This is a genomic window from Ensifer meliloti, from assembly GCF_030064585.1.
GTDB lineage: Bacteria > Pseudomonadota > Alphaproteobacteria > Rhizobiales > Rhizobiaceae > Sinorhizobium > Sinorhizobium meliloti.
Map to the genome: position 1 here is coordinate 3047072 of NZ_CP120365.1, position 21270 is coordinate 3068341.

The following is a 21270-nucleotide window of genomic DNA, read 5'->3' on the forward strand; positions in this document are numbered from 1 at the left end:
GGGTGCCGCGCGTCCCGCTCGTTCATTCTGCTGCCGGGCGGAACTGATCGTGCTCGGTGGATTCCTTCATGGCAGTGGTCGACGACTGGCCGCCGGTGATCGCGACCGACACGGCATCGAAATAGCCGGTGCCCACTTCGCGCTGGTGCTTGGTCGCCGTATAGCCGTTGGCTTCGGCAGCGAATTCCGCTTCCTGCAGCTCCGAATAGGCCGCCATCTGACGATCCCTGTAGCCGCGCGCCAGTTCAAACATGCCGTAGTTCAGCTGATGGAAGCCGGCGAGCGTGATGAACTGGAACTTGTAGCCCATGGCGCCCAATTCGCGCTGGAACTTGGCGATCGTCGCGTCGTCGAGGTTCTTCTTCCAGTTGAAGGACGGCGAGCAATTATAGGCGAGCAGCTTGCCCGGATGTGCCTTGTGCACGCCTTCGGCGAATTTGCGCGCCTGCTCCAGGTCGGGCTTGGAGGTCTCGCACCAGATGAGGTCGCAATGCGGCGCATAGGCGATCGCGCGGGCGATGCAGGGCTCGATGCCGTTCTTCACCTGGTAGAAGCCCTCGACGGTGCGGCCGGCATCATAGTCGACGAATGGGCGGTCGCGCTCGTCGATATCAGAGGTGAGCAGTTTCGCCGCTTCCGCGTCCGTGCGGGCGATGACCAGCGTCGGCGTGCCCATCACGTCGGCGGCAAGCCGTGCCGCGTTCAGATTGCGAATATGAGCCGCGGTCGGGATCAGCACCTTGCCGCCGAGATGGCCGCACTTCTTTTCCGACGCGAGCTGGTCCTCGTAATGGACGCCCGCCGCACCCGCTTCGATGAAGGCCTTCATGATCTCGAAGGCGTTGAGCGGCCCGCCGAAGCCGGCTTCCGCATCGGCGACGATCGGCGCGAACCAGGTCTCGACGGAGAGACCCTTGCCTTCCGCCGTCTCGATCTGGTCGGCGCGCTGAAGCGTGCGGTTGATGCGCTTGGCGAGTTCCGGAGCCGCGTTGGCCGGATAGAGCGACTGGTCCGGATACATGGCCGAAGCGGTGTTGGCGTCGGCTGCAACCTGCCAGCCGGAGAGATAGATCGCCTTCAAGCCTGCGCGCACCATCTGCATCGCCTGATTGCCGGAAAGCGCGCCGAGTGCGTTGACGAAGTCCTCCTCGTGAATGAGCTTCCAGAGGCGGTTCGCCCCCATTTCGGCAAGCGAATAACGGATTTCCACCGAGCCCCTGAGCCGCTTCACGTCCTCGGCGGAATAGGGCCGCTCGATTCCGTCGAAGCGCCCCTCCGGCGCATTTGGAACGAGCTTGTAAAAATCAGTCATACCTGCCTCCTCGTGAAATCGGTTCGTCTTCGGCTTTCGTCTTACGGCGTCTCTAGGCCGGAAGATCATGTGACAGTTTTTACATTGCGCTGCAGAAACCCGCTATCGAATTCCTGTTTCAAGCCGGCGGAAACGGGTTAGCTTGTCTTGCCTTTGACAGTATCCGCAAGTAAAGTTGTAAAAGATGTCAAAGCGGATCATCTGCCTGGTTTGTAAAGGGAATTACAATGGCCGAGAACAAGATTTTTGCGGGGCCGCGGGTCAGGCGGATCCGCAACGGCCTTCAGCTGACGCAGACGGCCATGGCCGAGGCGCTTGGCATCTCTCCTTCCTATTTGAATCTCATCGAGCGCAACCAGCGGCCGCTGACGGTGCAGCTGCTCTTGAAACTGGCCTCCGTCTACAAGGTCGATCTCGAAGAGCTTCAGGGTGAGGCGGGCAGCGGTCTTGCGCAGCTGCGCGAGGTCTTTGCCGATCCGCTGCTTGCCGGCGAACTGCCGGGGGACCAGGAGCTGGTGGAGGTCGCCGAAGCGGCGCCGAACGTCTCCGGCGGCATCGTCAAGCTTTATCGCGCCTACCGCGAACAGGCCTCGCGTCTGAGGGATCTCGCCGCTCTGCTGGCGGGCGAGGGACATATGGCGGCACTTGCCGATACCCGGCTGCCGATGGACGAAGTCCGCGAGGCGTTCGAGGCTCGGCCCAATCACTTCGCCCGCATAGAGGAGGCGGCGGAGGCCCTGCATGCAAGCCTCTCGCCCGGCGACGATCTTTCAGGCGCAATGAAGGCTTGGCTGAGAAGGGAGCACGGACTTGCGGTCCGGACCCTGCCGGTGCACGTTATGCCCACCCTGCGCCGCCGCTTCGACCGCCACTCGATGCGCCTCTTCATCTCCGAACGTCTGTCGCCTTTCGATCAGCTGCGCGAGATCGCGATCGAGGTGGCTTCGATCGCCTGCCACGAGGCGATTGCCGCCGAGCTCGAGCAGTTCCGCTTTACCACCGCCGAAGCGCGGCGCATCGGCCGCTTCGAACTGGCGCGCTATGCCGCCCATGCGCTGATGATGCCCTATGCGGCATTTCTCGCCGCCGCGCAGCGAATGAAATACGATGTCGCGGTTCTTGCGGCGCGTTTCCAGGTCTCCTACGAGCAGGTCGCCAATCGTCTCACGATGCTGCAGCGGGCCGGCGCGGCGGGGGTTCCGTTTTTTCTCATGGAGATCGACAGCGCCGGCAACAGGCTGCGTCGCGCCGGAGCGCAAGGATTTCCCCATGCCCGCTTCGGCGGCGGCTGTCCCAAGCTCAACGTCCAGGCTGCCTTTGCCGTGCCCGGCCAGCTTCTCGTCGACCGCGTCGAGATGCCTGATGGTACCGAATTCCTCACTGTCGCCCGCACCGTCGACGGTCCGCAGGCCGCCTTCCACGAACGGGTTCGGCGCACGGCGATCCTCATCGGCTGCGAGGCAACCTTAGCGAATGAGACGGTCTACGGCGCCGCCGCAGTCATGCCGGCGATCGCAACCGGTCCGGCCTGCCGGCTTTGCGAGCGGCAGGGGTGCCTGGCGCGCGCCGAACCGCCGATCACCCGACCGCTCGGTCTCGACGAAATGGCCACCGGGCTGAGCGTCTTCGACTTTCAGTGAGCCGGCGCGAAATGGCGCGCAATCCGCAGGCGGACGTCGTTATACGACCGCGAGTCCCGAAACGTCACAGGAATCCAGCCGGCCCAAGTCCTTGGGCCGATTGAACTCTTACGCGTCCGCAGACGCGGCGCTGCTGGGCCCCTGTGAGAAGTACAGGGATGAGGTGAGAGGAGGGAATTTCGGGCTGGAAAACCGCGAGCCACTTTTTTCCTGGAACCGCTCTAACTCCTTGAGCTTATCGAGAAAGATGCCTAACCTCCGCATCGGCACAATCAACAGACGGGGCGTAACGGCACTGGAGAAGAAGATTACTGTCCCGAGCCGATAATCAAGAGGGGAGTTGTATGTCCAAACTCATCGTCGCAACCTTGACCACCGCGGTGCTTGCGGGATCCACCATGCTGGCTTTCGCCCAGGAGCGGGTCGTCAACGTCTATAACTGGTCGGACTATATCGACGACAGTATTCTGGAGGAGTTCACCAAGGAGACCGGCATCAAGGTCGTCTATGACGTCTTCGACTCGAACGAGATTCTGGAAACGAAGCTGCTCGCCGGCGGTTCCGGTTACGACGTCGTCGTTCCGACCGCCTATTTCCTGCAGCGCCAGATCGCTGCCGGGGTGTTCCAGAAGCTCGACAAGTCGAAGCTGCCGAACATTTCCAACATGTGGGACATGGTCATGGAGCGTACCGCGCAGTACGATCCCGGCAACGAATACGCCGTCGACTACATGTGGGGCACGACCGGCATCGGCTACAATGTCGAGAAGATGAAGGAGATTCTCGGCACGGACGAGAAGCCGAACTGGGATGTGATTTTCGACCCGGAGATTGCGGCGAAGTTCAAGGACTGCGGCATCCATCTCCTCGATTCGCCCACCGACATCATGCCCTCGGCGCTCGCCTATCTGGGGCTCAATCCCGACAGCCACGACCAGGCGGATCTCGAAAAGGCAGCCGACCTGCTGATGAAGGTCCGTCCCAATATCCGCAAGTTCCATTCGTCTGAATATATCAACGCGCTCGCAAACGGCGACATCTGCCTGGCCGTCGGCTTCTCGGGCGACGTCTTCCAGGCGCGCGACCGTGCTGCCGAGGCAAAGGCCGGCGTGACGGTCGACTATTCGATCCCGGAGCAGGGCGCGCAGATGTGGTTCGACATGCTGGCTATCCCTGCCGACGCACCGCATGTCGCCGAGGCGCACGAGTTCATCAACTACATGATGAAGCCGGAAGTCATCGCCAAGGCCTCGAACTACGTGTTCTACGCCAATGGCAACAAGGCCTCGCAGCAGTTCCTCGACAAGGAAGTGCTCGAAGACACCGCCATCTATCCGTCCGATGCCGTGATGCAGAAACTCTTCACCACGACGCCCTTCGAGGCTAAGGAGCAGAGGGTATTAACCCGGCTCTGGACCAGGATCGTCACTGGTCAGTAGGAGCGAAAACGAATTGCCCGGACCTCAGATCCGGGCAATTTTCTTGTAAGTTTCTGCGCTCAACTCTCGACGTGTCGGCGCCGGCCATTGCGTATGGACTGTGCCATTCGAGGATAGATGATGAAGTCTCTCGGAAGTATCCGGCGTTCTTTCGCGCCATGGGCGGACCCCGCCTCCAAGCCTTTCATTTCCGTCAAGAACGTCACCAAAAAGTTCGGTGACTTCACCGCCGTGGACGATCTTTCGCTGAACATCTACACGCGCGAATTCTTCGCGCTCCTCGGCGCTTCGGGCTGCGGCAAATCCACCCTCCTGCGGATGCTGGCCGGTTTCGAGCAGCCGACATCAGGCGAAATCATCCTCGACGGCCAGAGCCTGGCGGGCATCCCGCCCTACCGCCGCCCGGTCAATATGATGTTCCAGTCCTATGCGCTGTTTCCGCACATGACGGTCGAAAACAACGTCGCCTTCGGCCTGAAGCAGGACGGAATGCCGAAAGCGGACATCGCCGAACGCGTCGCGCAGATGCTGAAGCTCGTCAAGCTGGAGAAGTTCGCCAAGCGCAAGCCGCATCAGCTTTCCGGCGGCCAGCGCCAGCGCGTCGCCCTTGCCCGTTCGCTGGCAAAGCGGCCGAAGGTGCTGCTGCTCGACGAGCCGCTCGGCGCGCTCGACAAGAAGCTGCGCGAGGAAACGCAATTCGAGCTCATGGACCTGCAGCAGGAACTCGGCCTCACCTTCGTCGTCGTCACCCACGACCAGGAAGAGGCGATGACCATGGCGGACCGCATCGCCGTCATGAGCCACGGCAAGGTCGTCCAGGTGGCGACGCCGGCGGAGATCTACGAAGCGCCGAATTCGCGCTTCGTCGCTGACTTCATCGGCGACGTGAACATATTCGACGGTAAGGTGACCTCGGCTGAAGACGGCTATATCCGTGTCGAGACGACGGGCGGCATCCCGGTCCGGATGGCGTCGCCGGAAAAACCGGGGAACGGCGCAAAGGCGGCTGTCGCCATCCGGCCCGAGAAGATCAGAATCGGCCGACAGCCGCCGGCGCATGCGCCGGTGAACGCCGCCGAAGGCGAGATATGGGACATCGGCTACCTCGGCGACATGACGGTTTTTCACATCCGGCTGAAGGACGGCAAGGTCGTCAAGGCGTCATCGCTGAATGCGGTGCGGGCGGTCGAGGACCCGCTCGGCTACGACCAGCAGGTCTGGATCTCCTTCGGCGACGACGCGGGCGTCGTATTGAAGGATTGAAGCCATGGCGAAACTTGCCTCAGCCCTCGTCAGCCGCCTGGTCATAATCATTCCCTATGCCTGGCTCCTGTTCTTCTTCCTCATCCCGTTCTTCATCGTTTTCCGCATCTCGCTGTCGCAGACGGCCGTTGCGATGCCGCCCTATATGCCCGTCTTCGACCTGGCCGGCGGCCTTTCCGGCATCATCGAGAAGCTCGGCGAATTCTCGCTCGACAACTACGTCTGGCTGACGGAGGACGTCCTCTATTTCAACGCCTATGTGTCGAGCGTCGTCATCGCCGCCATCTCGACCTTCCTGACGCTCCTGATCGGCTATCCGATCGCCTATGGCATGGCAAAGGCGCCGCGTTCGCTGCGGCCCACGCTGCTGATGATGGTGATCCTTCCCTTCTGGACGAGCTTTCTGATCCGCGTCTATGCATGGATCGCCATCCTGAAGCCGGAGGGCCTGCTCAACCAGTTTCTGTCGACGGTCGGCCTGATCGATCAGCCGCTCATCATCCTCAACACCAACTTGGCGATCTATATCGGCATCGTCTATTCCTATCTGCCCTTCATGGTGCTGCCGATCTACTCGGCGCTTGAGAAGATGGACCATTCGCTGACGGAAGCCGCCCAGGACCTCGGCTGCACGCCTGCCGCCGCCTTCTGGCGCGTGACCTTTCCTCTGTCGCTCCCCGGCGTGGTGGCGGGCTGCCTGCTCGTTTTCATTCCGGCTGTCGGCGAATTCGTGATCCCCGACCTCCTCGGCGGCTCGGAAACACTGATGATCGGCAAGACCTTGTGGAGCGAATTCAATTCCAATCGCGACTGGCCGGTTTCGTCGGCGGTGGCGATCATCCTGCTCATGATCCTGGTGATACCGATCGTCTATTTCCAGAACATCCAGGCCAAAGCCGACGGCGAGGAGAGGTGACCTATGGAGAAGTGGTCCCGTTTCAACATCGCCTCGGTCGTTCTGGGCTTCGGCTTTCTCTATCTGCCGATCGTGCTCCTGGTGATCTTCTCCTTCAACGAGTCGAAACTGGTCACCGTCTGGGCCGGGTTCTCGACCAAATGGTACACCCAGCTCTGGCATAACCAGGGACTTCTGGACGCGGCCTGGGTAACGATCCGGGTGGCGCTCCTTTCGGCGACCTGCGCGACCGTCCTCGGAACTCTGGCGGCGCTCGCGCTGGTGCGCTACACCCGCTTTCGCGGCCGCGTTCTGTTTTCCGGCATGGTCTATGCGCCCCTGGTGATGCCGGAGGTGATCACCGGCCTGTCGCTGCTGCTGCTCTTCGTGGCGATCGGGTTCGACCGCGGTTTCTGGACGATCACGCTCGCCCATATCACCTTCACCATGTGTTTCGTCGCGGTCGTGGTCCAGTCGCGTCTTCTGAGCTTCGACCAGTCGATAGAGGAGGCGGCGCTCGATCTCGGCGCGACCCCGGTCAGGACCTTCTTCGCGATCACGCTGCCGGTGATCGCGCCGGCCGTCTTTTCCGGCTGGATTCTCGCTTTCACGCTCTCGCTCGACGATCTCGTGATTTCAAGCTTCACGACCGGGCCGGGCGCCACGACGCTGCCGATGAAGATCTACAGCCAGGTCCGTCTCGGCGTGACGCCGGAAATCAATGCCATCTGCACGATCCTGATCGGCATCGTCGCGCTGGGCGTGATCGTCGCATCGATCGTCACGAAGCGTCGTGAAGTCCAGCGCGAAAAGGACGAGCGAGCAGCCTTCGCGGCGATTGGGTGAGCGAGGGCGCGTTGAGGTTCATCTCGAGTTTGTGACGGCTGCTCGGAGGAGTGCCATCTCTCTTCCTCGTCATCTCTGTGCCCGTCACAGAGATGAGAGCAGCGCCGCGTCTGCGGCGCGCGGAAGAGTTCTTTCAGCCCAAGGACTTGGTCTGGCTGGATCCCTGTGACGAGCACAGGGATGAGAAGATCAAACAAGCCGCGGCGAGATTCCCAATCTCAACAGGCCTCAAAGCATTTCCAGGAAAAGTGTGTAACGGTTTTCCGTCCGGAAGTGCGTTATTGCATAGATGTCACTTCGGGCTGAGGAGAACCGAAAGCGGCGAGATCACCGCATTCGGCCAGGAGCCGCCGATGAAGAATTGCAGCGGCTCCTTGCCGGCCTCGGGGGCCGCGAGCGTCCCCGCCAGGGCCAGACTGCCGCTTCGATAGGGGACGACGCCGGTCACCGAAATATTGCCGGCGGGGCCGACGAAAGCGGCCCGGTCCAGCCGCGCGGTGCCGCCGCCGAAGCTCGCCTCGATATCTGCCGTCTGGAACTCGAGCGTGCCGTCGCTTGCCTGCGACAGGGAGAAGAATTCCCCCTTGCGCACGAGATCGGTGAAGGCGTGAACGTCGAAATCGGCGAGCCTGCCATTGGTGAGCGAATAATCGAGACGGCCGAAGACATCGGCGACGCCGGCCTCCCAGAGGGGGCGACCGGTGGCAAGATCGACGCTGAGAACGCCCCGGCCTGTCGGAACGGGACCCTTGAGGCCGAAGCTGTCGAGGACCGCAGCGAAGTCGGCGTCTTTCAGGTTCACCTGCAGCTTGCCGCCTTGCCCCACCCCTTTCTCTGAAAGCACGGCGCGGCCGCTCAGCCTGCCATTCGCATAGGTGCTGTCTCCGATGTCGAGCGAAACCCGGCTTCCATCGATCATCACCCCGGCCGCGACATCGGTCAGGTGCAACGGACCGGCCAGGACTTCCTGCGACGACAGCCGGACATCCAGGCGCCAGCCCCCGACAAGAGCCTGGGCCATCCGCCATCCGCGGTCGTCCCCCTGCGCCGGCTTCAGCGTTGCCAATGGCAAACCGTTGAGATCGATCCGGTCGAAGGCGAGCGTGCCTTCCACGCGCGGCCCTTTGCCGGACGGCAATTGCACGTCCAGAACGCCCGTCGCCGTGGCCTCGCCGATCGCCAGCTGGAGCTCCTCGAGCTTCAGCGCCGTCTCACCGGTGGTCACCCTCGTATCGATACTGAACCCGCCCGGGGGCAATTCCGCATCCGGAGACCCGCGGTACCACGCGGCAAGCGCTGCCAGCGAAGGTGCGGACATCTGCAGATGGCCGGAGGCGAAAGGCTGCGACGAGAAATTGCCGGTGCCCTCGAAGGAAAAGGTCAACGGAGCCGACGTCAGCGATGTCTTGAGAGCGGCGTTGCGCCTGGCAAAGAGGGCGAGCGGTTCTTCGCATACGAAGGCCCAGCCTACCGCTTCGCCGCCGATGACCGCGGCAAATTGTGCGCTCAGCCGCCCACCGAAGGAAGGCCATTTGAGGGTCCCGGAAATCCCCGCGACGTCTACGCCCTCCCCGGTCGCCGCCAGGCGGTCGACAACGCGGAAGCGGCCATTCTCGATCGTGATATCTCCGAAGGGAGCCTCATCCCGCGGCATGGCATTACCCGGCGGCACCAGCCAGTCCGGCTTTTGCCAGTTGACGGCGCCGTCCGCTCCGCGCTCGAGCGTGATGACCGGATCGACGAGCGTGATCTCCTCAAGAGCCTGTTCGCCCCGAAGTGCGGAAAGCAGGCTGAACGAAGCGGTGATGCGGCCGATCTCTGCGAGCCGGCGCGGTTCGGGTCCGGTGGAGACGATCGTCGTTGCGGGGAGCGTCACCAGGGGTTCCGGCCAGAACCGGACTTCCGGCTCGCCGCTGATCGTGCTCTTCCCGCCCGACCAGTCGTCGAGCATCCGCTCCATCGTCGCGCGGGCCTCGGTCGTCGAAACCACGAGCGGCAGCGCGGCATTGTACGCGGCGGCGAGGGCGATGCCTATGGCGGCCGACCAAACGAGGTGGCGTCGGCGAAGCCGCGCCCACAGGCGCGAATCGCGCAATATCTGGAACATCTTCCTCGTCATTCGGTCGGACTTGCCATCGCCTAGGGTAAGCCGCTTGGATAGGACTTCGGCTTGCATAAAGCAAATGCCACTGACATGAAAATGTCGCCGTCGCGACCATGCGGAGCCGCATCCGCGCTGTTTGTACCGCGCTGCAGCATGATATAGAAAAGTCCGAAGAGTGGAGGAGAGCATGCAAGCAGAACGACCTTTGTGGGTTCCGGACAGGGAGATAGTCGAACGCAGCCCGATGGCTGAGTTCATTGACTGGTGCGGGGAGCGCTTCGGGCGCAGCTTCGCCGACTATGATGCCTTTCATGACTGGTCGGTGAGCGAGCGCGGCGCGTTCTGGACCGCCGTATGGGAACATTGCAAGGTCATCGGCGAAAGCGGGGAGAAGGCGCTCGTCGACGGCGACCGGATGCTCGATGCCCGTTTCTTTCCGGAAGCGAGGCTCAACTTCGCCGAAAACCTGCTGCGCAAGACGGGGAGCGGCGATGCCTTGATCTTCCGCGGCGAGGACAAGGTGAGCTACCGGCTGACCTGGGACGAACTGCGCGCCCTGGTGTCGCGTCTGCAACAGGCACTGAGGGCGCAGGGGATCGGCGCCGGCGACCGCGTCGCCGCGATGATGCCGAACATGCCCGAGACGATCGCACTCATGCTTGCGACCGCTTCCGTCGGCGCCATCTGGTCGTCCTGTTCGCCCGATTTCGGCGAGCAGGGCGTCCTCGACCGCTTCGGCCAGATCGCCCCCAAGCTCTTCATCGTTTGCGACGGCTACTGGTACAACGGCAAGCGGCAGGACGTGGACTCGAAGGTGCGTGCGGTGGCCAAGTCGCTCGGCGCGCCCACCGTCATCGTTCCCTATGCCGGAGACAGCGCCGCGCTTGCGCCGACCGTCGAGGGCGGGGTGACGCTTGCCGATTTCATCGCCGGATTCCAGGCCGGACCGCTTGTCTTCGAGCGCCTGCCGTTCGGCCATCCGCTCTACATACTGTTCTCCTCGGGCACGACCGGCGTACCCAAATGCATCGTCCATTCGGCCGGCGGAACGCTGCTGCAGCACCTCAAGGAACATCGCTTCCATTGCGGGCTGAGGGACGGCGAGCGGCTGTTTTATTTCACCACCTGCGGCTGGATGATGTGGAACTGGCTGGCCTCGGGCCTCGCCGTGGGCGCAACTCTGTGCCTCTATGACGGCTCACCTTTTTGCCCCGACGGCAACGTGCTCTTCGATTATGCCGCCGCCGAACGCTTCGCCGTGTTCGGCACCTCGGCGAAATATATCGACGCCGTGCGCAAGGGCGGGTTCACCCCGGCAAGGACGCACGATCTGTCGTCCTTGCGGCTCATGACGTCCACCGGCTCGCCGCTTTCGCCGGAGGGCTTCTCCTTCGTCTATGAGGGTATCAAGCCCGATCTCCAGCTCGCCTCGATTTCCGGCGGCACCGACATCGTCTCCTGCTTCGTGCTCGGCAATCCCCTGAAACCCGTGTGGCGCGGAGAGATCCAGGGCCCCGGCCTCGGGCTCGCCGTCGATGTCTGGAACGACGAAGGCAAGCCGGTGCGGGGGGAAAAGGGCGAACTCGTCTGCACCAGGGCGTTTCCGTCGATGCCTGTCATGTTCTGGAACGATCCGGACGGCGCGAAGTATCGAGCCGCCTATTTCGACCGCTTCGACAATGTCTGGTGCCACGGCGATTTTGCCGAATGGACACCGCATGGCGGCATCGTCATCCACGGCCGTTCCGACGCGACATTGAACCCCGGCGGCGTGCGCATCGGCACGGCGGAGATCTACAATCAGGTCGAACAGATGGATGAAGTCGCCGAAGCACTGTGCATCGGCCAGGACTGGGAGGACGATGTCCGCGTCGTTCTGTTCGTGCGGCTGGCCCGCGGGGTCGAGCTGACCGAAGCACTGACCAGGGAGATCAAGAACCGGATCAGGTCCGGCGCCTCGCCGCGGCACGTGCCGGCGAAGATCATCGCCGTCGCCGACATCCCGCGCACCAAGTCCGGCAAGATCGTCGAACTGGCGGTGCGCGACGTGGTGCACGGCCGTCCGGTCAAGAACAAGGAAGCGCTGGCGAACCCGGAAGCTCTCGACCTCTTTGCGGCGCTCGAGGAACTCAAGAGCTGAATTGGGGCTGACATCCGTCTCCATTGCGCCGCTGTTCCTCTGCCCGCGCCGCTGACGCGGGGCAGGAGAATGGAAGGAAGAGTGGGTGCAGTCCGTGAGACTCACTCGCATACCGCAAGCGGACGTTGTCGTAGTGCCGGCTCATCCCCGACTTCCTCATCCCTGTGACGAGCACAGGGATGAGGGCGGAGAGGGTGCGATCCCTTGCATAGATCACGAGATTTTAGGTCGGGTGACACCCCCCTCTGCCCAACCATCTCATCCCTGCGACGGGCACAGGAATACGTGATCTATGACCGGCGTTCGAGCGACCGGGACACCAGGATGACGGGGACCATCCCGGCGAGGACGATGATCATCGCCGCAACGGAGGCGTCTTCCACCTTCGCCCGCGAGGCATCCTCGTAGACGAGCGTCGCCAGCGTATTGAAATTGAACGGGCGCAGCATGATGGTCGCGGAAAGCTCCTTCATCGTTTCTATGAAGACGAGGAGCGCGGCCGTCAGCACTGCGGGCCGCATCATCGGCAGGAGCACCGCGCGCAGCGTCTGGCCGCTCGTGCGCCCGAGCGCGCGTGCGGCCATATCGAGATGCGGCGACAGTTTCTGGAAGCCGGCCTCGAGCGTCCCTTCCGCCATGGTCAGGAAGCGGACCGTGCAGGCATAGATGATGGCAAAGCCGGTGCCGCTCATGAGCAGGCCGGTGGAAATCCCGAAAAGCCCCCGCATCTCGGCGTCGATGGTGTTGTCGAGGGCCGCGAGCGGAAAGAGCACCCCGATCGCCAGTACGGTACCGGGCACACCATAGCCGAAGGAGGCGAGCCGCCCGGCGATATCGGTGATGCGCGAACGCCCGGTGCGCGCGGCATAGGCGAGCACGAAACCCAGGAGCACGGTCGCAAACGCCGTCAGACCGGACACCAGGATGCTGTGCAGCAGCGCGCTCAGGAGGCGCGGCGCCAGGAACTGGTCGAGGCGTTTCAGGGCATAGTCGCCCAGAACAAGGAAGGGAACGGCAAAGCCCGACAGTATCGGCAGAAGGCAGGCGGCCGTCGCGGCCCATTTCTTCCAGCCGGAAAGTTTCAACCTCGCGGCGTCGTGAACTGCGGCCGTGGTCTTCTGGCTCGCAAAGCGCTGTCTGCGGCGTGCCGCCCGCTCGACCATCATCAGGCCGATGACGAAAACCAGCATGATGCAGGCGATCTGCGCCGCGCCGGCGAGGCTGCCACGGTTGAGCCAGGTATCGAAGATGGAGAAGGTCAGGGTCTGCACGCCGAGAAATTCTACCGCCCCGATATCGTTCAGCGTTTCCATGGCAACGAGCGTGAGGCCGATCATGATCGCCGGCCGCGCCATCGGAAGCTGGACGCGGAAGAAGACCTTCAGCGGTCCGGCCCCGAGCGTCCGCGCCACGTCCGCGGCGGCGCGGCCCTGCATGAGGAACATGGAACGGCAGGCGAGATAGATATAGGGATAGAGCACCGAGCTCAGAACGAGCACCGCGCCGCCGAGGGAACGCACGTCGGGAAACCAGTAATCGCGGCTCGTCTGAAATCCGAAGAGGGCCCGCACCAAGCCCTGCACAGGGCCGGTGAAGGTGAGCAACTCCCCGAAGGCATAGGCCGAAAGATAGGCCGGTATGGCAAGCGGCAGCACCAGGGCCGCCGAAAGGAAGCGGCGTAATGGAAATTCATAGGTCGCCACCAGCCAGGCGGTGACGATGCCGATCATGGCGGTGGCGGTGCCTGTGAACAGGACCAGGAGAAGCGTGCGGCCGGTTGCACGCGGGATCACGTTTTGGATGAGATGCGGCCAGTCTGCGGTGCCGCCGGAAACGGCTAGCCACGCAATGGCAAGAATCGGCATGAGCACGACGGCGGAGGCGAGTCCGGCCCAGCCGGTGAGCAGCGGATGGTGAAGGCCGGTGCCGGAGCTGGCGTAGCGCCGCTTGAGGCTTTTGGCGGTGAAGTGCAAACGATCCGTCCGAAGCAATGCCGATCGAAATGACGAGTGAGGGAACGGCCCGCAGTTTCCTCAACCTTCAAGAACCGACAAACTGGCTCCCGCAGGTCAACATTTCCTTACAGCATTCGGTCTCAATTGGCCAAGACGCGTTGTGAGGGAAAGGATATTTCCACCAGCGTGCCCTCGTTCGGGGCCGAAGTGATGGCGAACTGCGCGCGGTTCGCTTCCGCCATCGCCTTCGTCAGCGGCAGGCCAAGCCCGGTGCCGTCGCCACGCTTGCGGCCGCCGGTCGTGACCTGGCGGAAGGGCTTCATCGCCTGGTCGAGCTCGTTGCGGGTCATGCCGATGCCCGTGTCGCGGATTCTCAGGATGACGCTGCCATTGGCCTCGTAGGACGTCGACACGACGATCTGGCCGCCCGACGGCGTAAAGCGGATGGCATTCGCCAGGATGTTCAGGGCGATCTGCTTGATCGAACGGTCGTCGGCGACGACCTCGGGCACGGAGCCCGACAGCGAAGTGCGGATGATCACGCGTTGGCTATTGGCCTGCGGCTGCACCAGCGACACGGCCTCGGAGACGGCCTCGTTGAGATCCACGGCGCCGAAGTCGAGATCCATCTCGCCGGCCTCGATCTTCGAGATATCGAGCAGATCGTTGACGATGTCGAGGACGTGACGCCCCGACCGGCCGATGTCGCCGGCATATTCGATATAGCGCGGATGGCCGATGGGGCCGAAATGCTCGCTCGCCATCATGTCGGAAAACCCGATGATGGCGTTGAGCGGCGTGCGGATCTCGTGGCTGACCCGGGCCAGGAATTCCGTCTTGTGGGCGTTTGCCGTCTCTGCGGCGCGCTTGGCGTTGCGAAGCTCCTCTTCGGTCCGCTTCCACTGGGTGATGTCGCGGATGACCGCGCAGTAACCGTTGGAGGAGGAGAGCCGGCCGATGGTCATGAACAACGGAATGAAGCCGCCGGCGGCTTCGCGGCCGATCACTTCCCGGCCGTCGTTGAGCACGCTTGCGACGCCGTGGCCGGAAAGGCCCTGGAGATAGTCGATCACCGCCTTCTGGCTCTCATGGGCGAAGAGCGCGGCGAACGGCTTTCCGCGCATATCGGACTCGTCATAGTCGAAGAGCGCGCTTGCGGAACGGTTCATCGTCCGGATGTCGCCGTCCCGTCCGAGGACCACGACCCCATCGGTCGCGGTTTCCAGAATCGATCGGAGCTCGTCGATCTCCATCCGAAGCCGGCTTGCCTCTGCCGCTCCTTCGTCTTCGCGCGCCTGCTTCTCCGCTTCGCTTGCGCCGGCCGGGGTCAGCGCAAGCATCAGCGCGCTCTTTCCTTCCCATCGGATCGAATGCAGGTGGGCGCCGACGGGAATGAGCCTGCCATCCTTGCGGACCAGCGTCATGGTTCCGTTCGGCTTTGCCGCGCCGGCCTCGTTTCCGAGAGCGAACAGGGCCTCCAGGCCACCCTCCTGTTCGAAGGCTTCGAGATTCTCATATCCGGTCAGCCGCAGGAATTCCGCATTGGCATGCAGCAAAGCGTCGCCGTGGTGAACCAGCAATGCGACCGGCAGCCTGTCGAGGATCTCGCTGCTCATGGCTGCACCATTGCGTGCGGTGAGGCCGGGCTCCATTGCCGCAGCAGGGGTCTCGCCCGCCGGCGTCGCATCGTGCCATCCGCCTGGTGCCTCCGCTTTCTCCGTCTGTCGGCTTTCTTCCGTGTCAGCCGGCGTGCTGGGGGAGGTGTCAGCTTCGTGCCGGCCTTCGGCTTTGCCTTCCTGCGGCAGCTGGTCAGGGGCGAAATGCTCGCCGAGCTGCCTTGCAATCTCGCGGAAGGCCGCCTGCTCGCCGCGGGTCAGCGCGCCGGCTCCCGCCGGTCGGCGCTCGTCGAGATCGATGACCTTGTCGGAGGCCTGCCTGCCGGCCGTTTCGACGACCCGCAGCGCCGGCTGTTCGCCGCGGAACGGGTCTTCGGATACGTCCGGTGCAGCCTCGGCCGCATCTTTCCCACTGCCGGCAGGGCCGGTCTTGGAGCCAGCCTCAGCCTGCGGCGCACCGGCGCCCTCGGACGACATGTCGCTTGAAGCCTGCGCGGTCTGCGCCGGCGCCGGCCGGTCGAGCGCAAGCCCGGCCGCCTTGGCGTCCGGCACAGCGTCGGCGATCCTGACGATGCCGAAGCCGCGGAAGCCGTCGAACTCGCGCGAACGGGAATAGGTGGGAAGAGCGGCGAGATCGACCGGCACCTTGAGATTGGTTCCCTGGACCGGCCAGAAGATCGTCTTGCCGGACCAGGTATCGCGGCGATGCAGGAGCTCGTTGATCTTGTCGTCGGGGTCGAGATCGTAGCGATCGGCGAGATCGGTGAAGCTAACGCCGATCACGTCGGCGGCCTTCGGGCCGACGGCTGACGCGAACTCTTCGGAAATTTCGCTGAAACGTCCCTCCGCGTCGATCTTCCAGACGAACCGTACCGCCCGTCCGCCGGCTGCGAAAGCGAAGTCGGCGGTTTCTCCGCCACGGTCCGCATCGGCAGCCGGTTCACCGGAAGCCGGTTCTGCTTCAAGCGGCGTTTCAGGCTCGGCGAGATCGGCGGCCTCGGCCTCGTCCTGCGGAGCGAGCTCCCCTTGCGCTTCGTCGTCGGTGCCGTCCCCGACGGACGCTTCGTGTTCTGCCGGTGCTGCCGCCTCCGGCGAGGGAGCGGGCTCGGCTTCCTCGAGGCGGCCCGCCGGCTGTTCCGTCTCCGCCGGTGCCGCGGAGGAGGGGACCGCCTCTCGTGTTTCAGCGGGCGCCGCAGGTGCGGCGGGGATAGCCTGCTCCGCCGCCGCCGCGCCGACCGCCTCTCCGGTCTCGGATTTCTCGAGAATTGCCTCGACCGCGAAGAGCAGGTGGAGCGCCGGATGGTCCGAAATCTTGCCGACTGCCGCCGGCAGGCGCCCTTTTTCCGTCGCGACCGGACGCTTGATCAGCCGATCCTTGTCGCTCGCAGCGGCTGCAACGAGCGTCCGGCGAATATCCGCCGAAAGGCCAAGACTCTCGAAGCCGGGCGAGCCGGCAATGACGGTCCCATCGGCGTCGAGCACGGCCATATGCGTGTCCGGCCCGTCGAGGCCGGCAATCATCGCCTCTGCGCGCGCTTCGGTCGAAAGCGCCTTGCCGTTGTTGGGCACGGTGAACAGAATTGCCTCTTCGCCGGGCCCGATGAGGATCATCTCCACGGCGGCGTTGAGCGGAAGCCGGCGAAAGCCCGATGCCATACGGATCAGAAGCTGCCGGCGGTCCCCGACGGCCGCGAGCTGCGCCGCGGCGGCGCGCAGCTGGCGAAGCGAAAGATCGCTCGGGTCGAGGTCGGTATCGATGAAATCGTAGACCGAGGCCGTCCCGAACAGCTTTGCGCCCTGGTCGTTGGCCCATAGCACCCGCGCGACATCCTTCGAAAAAAGGACGGACGCATCCCCCCGGGCAAAATGCTCCCGCACCCGTGCATGCACGGCAATGTCGATGAAGGGGTACTGTCTTTCGGGCATCGGCAGACCTACTGACGGATCGCTTGCGCGTTAACGCTCTATTAATACCCAGCCCATCGGCGAGGGTCCAGCAACGGGACGACCTCGGCCACGTCTTTCGGCGCGGAAGGTTAATGGGCATGGCTTATTGTGCACTGCACAAATTTATTGCAACGCACAACCAAATCGGCTATAGAACGGCCATCAATCAAAACGGCGCCTCTGAAGAGGGCCACACCAAGGAGCGCATGAAATGGCTACCAGGAAGACCGAAGACGCATTTTCCCTCTCTTTCGACCCGACCAAGTTTGCCGACAGCTTCCGCGAGTTCGCCGAAAAGGGCGCCGCGCAGTCGAAGGAAGCCTACGCCAAGATGAAGACCGCGACCGAAGAAGCAGCGAAGACCGTCGAAGCGACGGTCGAGAGCGCTCAGTCGGGCACCGTCGAACTCGGCCTCAAGGCCATCGACGCGCTGCGCACCAATGCCGAAAGCTCGCTCTCGCACATGGAAGCTCTGCTCGGCGTGAGGTCGCTCTCCGAACTCGTCGAACTGCAGACCGCCTTCATCCGCAAGCAGGCCGAGCTTGCCGTCGAGCAGGCGAAGACGATGCAGGAAGCGACGCGCAAGGTCGCCGAGAACGTTGCCAAGCCCGGCAAGGATGCCGCGGAAAAGGCGATGTCCAGCCTCAAGAAGGGCTGATCGGCCGCGCCGTATCGATCGGATTCAAAGCAAAGACCGGGTGGCTTGCCATCCGGTCTTTTTGCTGGATAATCTGAACTTAAGGCTTGCAAATCGGTGTGAGTGACCGTATGTGAGCCGCCAAGCGACGACCCCAAACGAAGTTGGAGTCGCTTGCCGAGTGCGGTTGTAGCTCAGTTGGTTAGAGCGCAGGTTTGTGGCACCTGAGGTCGGAGGTTCGATCCCCCCCAACCGTACCATTTTTCTTCAAAATCATCCGTGATTGCTGTTTCTCCTGAGAATAAGCGCACGATCCGTCGCAGGAATATGGACCTGCTCGTCATCCTCCGGCAATGTGACAGCGTGGAACAAGCATCATAGCTGCCCGCAAGCCGGCCGGACATCAGACACCAAAACGCCAAGAGAGCCGTCCTCCAAGCCGCGCCATAGGCAGCACTACGACAGCTGGAGGAGCAGGTGGCTGGTCGATTGGATGGAAAAATTGCGCTTATCAGCGGCGGGGCAGGGGGATGCGGTCTCGCAGCCTCCGAGCTTTTCGCTCGGGAGGGCGCAGCGGTCGGGATCGTCGATCTCCCGCAGAGCCAGGGCGAAGCCGTCGCCGCCCGCCTCCGCAGCGAGGGCTTCAGAGCGGCTTTCGCCTCGGCTGATGTGTCGGACGAACGTCAGGTAACGCAGGCGGTGGAGAGGGTTTCGGGAGAACTCGGACCGATTACGGTCCTGTTCAATCATGCCGGCACCATCGTCATTCGGCCGTTCCTGGAGACGACGGCCGAGGAGTGGGACCGGCTGATGGCCGTCAACGTGCGCAGCATGTTCCTCATGACCCGCGCCGTCCTTCCCCAGATGATCGACGCCGGCGGCGGATCGATCGTCTGCACCTCTTCCATCTCGGCGGTTGCGGCAACCCCCATGGAGGTCCTTTACAATACGACCAAGGGGGCGTGCCATATGTTCGCCCGGTCCGTCGCCGTGGAGTTCAGGGACCGGAACATCCGGTGCAATGCGGTTTGCCCCGGTTTTATCCAGACGGCTCACGGCCAGAGGGAAGTCGAGGAACTGACCCGCTACGGGGTCGATGTTTCCGACGCAGCGATCGCCGCCCAACAGGGCCGGATGTGCCGGCCGGACGAGGTCGCCAAGGCCGCGCTTTATCTTTCGAGCGACGACGCAAGCTTTGTCAGCGGCGCCCATCTGTTCGTCGACAATTGTTTTACAGCGATGTGAGGGGAAGAAACATGGCTTTCGAGAAAGGTGGAGTCTGGCGGAACTGGGTCGGCAATCAGTACTGCGTATCGCAGTACAAGGCCTCGCCCGGCACCGAGGCCGAACTGGCGGAGCTGGTCGCAGAAGCGGACAAGCGGGATCTCGGAGTTCGCGTCTCGGGTTCGGGCCACTCCTTCACGCCGGTCGTCGGAACCAGTGGTCTCCTTTTGTCGCTCGCAGATCTCAGGGGCGTTCAGAAGGTCGACAAGACACTCAAGCAGATTACCGTAGCAGGCGGAACGCGCATCAACGAGGTGGGCAAGACGCTGAAGCAGCACGGACTCTCGCTGATCAATCAGGGGGATATCGATAGCCAGGCGGTCGCCGGCGCCTTTACCACCGGAACCCACGGGACCGGGATCAAGCTCGGAAACATGGCCTCTTCGATCGCCGGAATGCGAATCGTAAAGGCGAACGGGGAGATCCTCGACATCGATGGGAGTGACGAAGAACTCCTCCACGCGGCGCAGGTCTCGGTCGGCACGCTCGGTATCATCTCGTCCATGACCCTCAACGTCATGGATGCCTATAACCTGCACGAGCGGCTGTGGCGTGACGACTTCGAGACCTGCATGGAGCGCCATGACGAACTGGCGGAAAACCACCGGCATTTCGGATTCTTCTGGTGCCCGACGCCGGAAAGCCGCCATCTCTACTGCCTGCCGGATACCTCGGCCGTCTCATCTACGAACAAATCGGCCGACGTCTGCGAAATGAAGGTGATGGACATCACCGATGCGGCGCCGATGGAGAGCGAGTTCGAAAAGATCGCCTACAGTTCGGAAGTCTATCCCATCGAATACGTCCCGAACTTCGTCGAACTCGAATATGCAGTGCCCGTGGAACATGGCAAGGCGGCCGTCAGAGCCGTGCGCGACCTCATGCTCAACAAGCATACGAACTGCATCTATCCGATCGAGTATCGCTTCACCGCCGGCGATCCGGCGTGGATGAGCCCGTTCCATCACCAGGACAGCATCACGCTCTCCGTCTCGGGCGGCCCGGGGATCGATTACTGGGCGTTTTTGAAGGACGTCGACCAGATCCTGCGCGGATACGACTCGCGGCCGCATTGGGGGAAGATGCATTTCCTCGACACCGACGACGTGACGCATCTCTATCCGCGCGCCGGAGACTTCCGTGCGCTGCGAAGGGAATTGGACCCGAAGGGTCGTTTCCTCAACGACCATCTGAAGATGCTGCTCGGCTGACAGCGATGATTTCAGGTCGAGTTGAGACGCGCGATGCAGGCGGAAAACCGCACATTTTTCCTCATCCCGCGCTAAACGAATATCTGATGCTCCGCCGTCACCATTTCCTGCAGGAACGCTGCGACCGTGCGCACGCGCACCAGGTCGCGGGCGCTCTCGTGATAGGTCGTCCAATAGGCGCGGCGGATCGTCCTATCGGGGAGCAGGCGTACAAGCTCCGGATATTGCCGGGCGATATAATTGTGCAGGATGCCGATCCCGGCGCTGGAGCGGACCGCCTCGGTCTGGCCCATGGCGCTGGAGATCTCGAAGGAGGCGTCCCAGCTGCGCATGACCTCGGTGGAGAAATTGAGTGACGGCGTGAAGATGAGGTCTTCCACATAGCCGATCCGGCGATGGTTCTTGAGATCGTCGACAGTCCCGGGTGTGCCGTAGCGGCCAAGATATTCTGCCGATGCGTAGAGACCCAGTGTATAGTCGGTGAGCTTGGACGAGACGAGCCGCCCCTGTTCCGGCCGCTCGATGGTGATCGCGATGTCGGCCTCGCGCTGCGACAGCGAGAAGGAGCGCGGAACAGGAACGAGCTGGAGCTTCAGTTCCGGGTAACGTGCCGTGAGCCGCCCGAGACGCGGCGCCAGGAAGGAGACGCCGAAACCATCAGGCGCGCCGATGCGCACGGTGCCGGCGATCGCCGTGTCGATCCGCCCGACCTGCGATTGGGCGGCGAGCATCTCGGTTTCCATGCGCTCGGCCGCGGCAAACAAGACCTCGCCTTCGGCCGTCAGTTCGCAGCCGTTGGGACGCCGGATGAGGAGCTTCGCTTTCAGTCTTTCCTCGAGCGCGGTAACCCGCCGGCTGAGCGTCGCGTGATTGATGCCGAGCCTTTTCGAGGCGGCGAGGATCTGGCCCGTCCGCGCGACAGCCAGAAATACCCGGACGTCGTCCCAGTTCATGCGAACGCTTTCATGGACTTTAATTTGC

14 protein-coding genes and 1 tRNA gene are annotated in these 21270 nt (G+C 63.1%); 10 read left to right on the forward strand and 5 right to left on the reverse strand.

The window, feature by feature from the left end:
- Positions 1-22: 22 nt before the first annotated feature.
- Positions 23-1312, reverse strand: a complete 1290-nt coding sequence (gene aceA, locus PZL22_RS21540; protein ID WP_003527089.1) for an isocitrate lyase — start codon at positions 1310-1312, stop codon at positions 23-25.
- Positions 1313-1539: 227 nt separating this feature from the next.
- On the opposite strand from aceA, the gene PZL22_RS21545 reads away from it, so the two are divergent.
- From PZL22_RS21545 to PZL22_RS21565, 5 genes are all read left to right on the forward strand, one after another.
- Complete coding sequence (locus PZL22_RS21545) at positions 1540-2952, forward strand: helix-turn-helix domain-containing protein (protein WP_003527091.1); 1413 nt, start codon at positions 1540-1542, stop codon at positions 2950-2952.
- A 344-nt stretch (positions 2953-3296) separates the two neighbouring features.
- On the forward strand, positions 3297-4391 hold the full coding sequence (locus PZL22_RS21550; protein WP_003527093.1) for a polyamine ABC transporter substrate-binding protein: 1095 nt from the start codon (positions 3297-3299) through the stop codon (positions 4389-4391).
- A 120-nt stretch (positions 4392-4511) separates the two neighbouring features.
- Complete coding sequence (locus tag PZL22_RS21555) at positions 4512-5654, forward strand: ABC transporter ATP-binding protein (protein WP_003527095.1); 1143 nt, start codon at positions 4512-4514, stop codon at positions 5652-5654.
- A 4-nt stretch (positions 5655-5658) separates the two neighbouring features.
- Positions 5659-6570, forward strand: a complete 912-nt coding sequence (locus PZL22_RS21560) for an ABC transporter permease subunit (RefSeq protein WP_003527097.1) — start codon at positions 5659-5661, stop codon at positions 6568-6570.
- A gap of 3 nt (positions 6571-6573) precedes the next feature.
- Positions 6574-7395, forward strand: coding sequence for an ABC transporter permease (locus tag PZL22_RS21565; RefSeq protein WP_003527099.1), 822 nt, complete (start codon positions 6574-6576; stop codon positions 7393-7395).
- A 292-nt stretch (positions 7396-7687) separates the two neighbouring features.
- On the opposite strand, the gene PZL22_RS21570 is transcribed toward PZL22_RS21565, so the two are convergent.
- Complete coding sequence (locus tag PZL22_RS21570) at positions 7688-9514, reverse strand: AsmA family protein (protein WP_033048482.1); 1827 nt, start codon at positions 9512-9514, stop codon at positions 7688-7690.
- A gap of 172 nt (positions 9515-9686) precedes the next feature.
- Between PZL22_RS21570 and PZL22_RS21575 the strand changes: the two genes are divergently transcribed.
- Positions 9687-11639 (forward strand): acetoacetate--CoA ligase, encoded by a 1953-nt coding sequence (locus tag PZL22_RS21575; protein ID WP_014529049.1) that lies wholly within the window; start codon positions 9687-9689, stop codon positions 11637-11639.
- A 290-nt stretch (positions 11640-11929) separates the two neighbouring features.
- On the opposite strand, the gene PZL22_RS21580 is transcribed toward PZL22_RS21575, so the two are convergent.
- A complete protein-coding gene (locus PZL22_RS21580; protein ID WP_003527107.1) occupies positions 11930-13612 on the reverse strand; it encodes an ABC transporter permease in 1683 nt (560 codons plus the stop codon).
- 122 nt (positions 13613-13734) lie between these two features.
- Positions 13735-17136 (reverse strand): PAS domain S-box protein, encoded by a 3402-nt coding sequence (locus PZL22_RS21585; protein WP_003527109.1) that lies wholly within the window; start codon positions 17134-17136, stop codon positions 13735-13737.
- A 232-nt stretch (positions 17137-17368) separates the two neighbouring features.
- Between PZL22_RS21585 and phaP1 the strand changes: the two genes are divergently transcribed.
- The 4 genes from phaP1 to PZL22_RS21605 all read left to right on the forward strand — a co-directional run bounded on the left by phaP1 (position 17369) and on the right by PZL22_RS21605 (position 20289).
- Positions 17369-17815 (forward strand): phasin PhaP1, encoded by a 447-nt coding sequence (gene phaP1 / locus PZL22_RS21590; protein WP_003527110.1) that lies wholly within the window; start codon positions 17369-17371, stop codon positions 17813-17815.
- A gap of 162 nt (positions 17816-17977) precedes the next feature.
- Positions 17978-18054 (forward strand) — tRNA-His (locus PZL22_RS21595).
- Positions 18055-18271: 217 nt separating this feature from the next.
- The gene (locus tag PZL22_RS21600) at positions 18272-19039 is read left to right on the forward strand and encodes an SDR family NAD(P)-dependent oxidoreductase (RefSeq protein WP_015007174.1); all 768 of its coding nucleotides are present in this window, start codon (positions 18272-18274) and stop codon (positions 19037-19039) included.
- A gap of 11 nt (positions 19040-19050) precedes the next feature.
- Positions 19051-20289, forward strand: a complete 1239-nt coding sequence (locus PZL22_RS21605; RefSeq protein WP_003527114.1) for a D-arabinono-1,4-lactone oxidase — start codon at positions 19051-19053, stop codon at positions 20287-20289.
- A gap of 71 nt (positions 20290-20360) precedes the next feature.
- On the opposite strand, the gene PZL22_RS21610 is transcribed toward PZL22_RS21605, so the two are convergent.
- On the reverse strand, positions 20361-21242 hold the full coding sequence (locus tag PZL22_RS21610; RefSeq protein WP_284718558.1) for a LysR family transcriptional regulator: 882 nt from the start codon (positions 21240-21242) through the stop codon (positions 20361-20363).
- Positions 21243-21270: the final 28 nt, after the last annotated feature.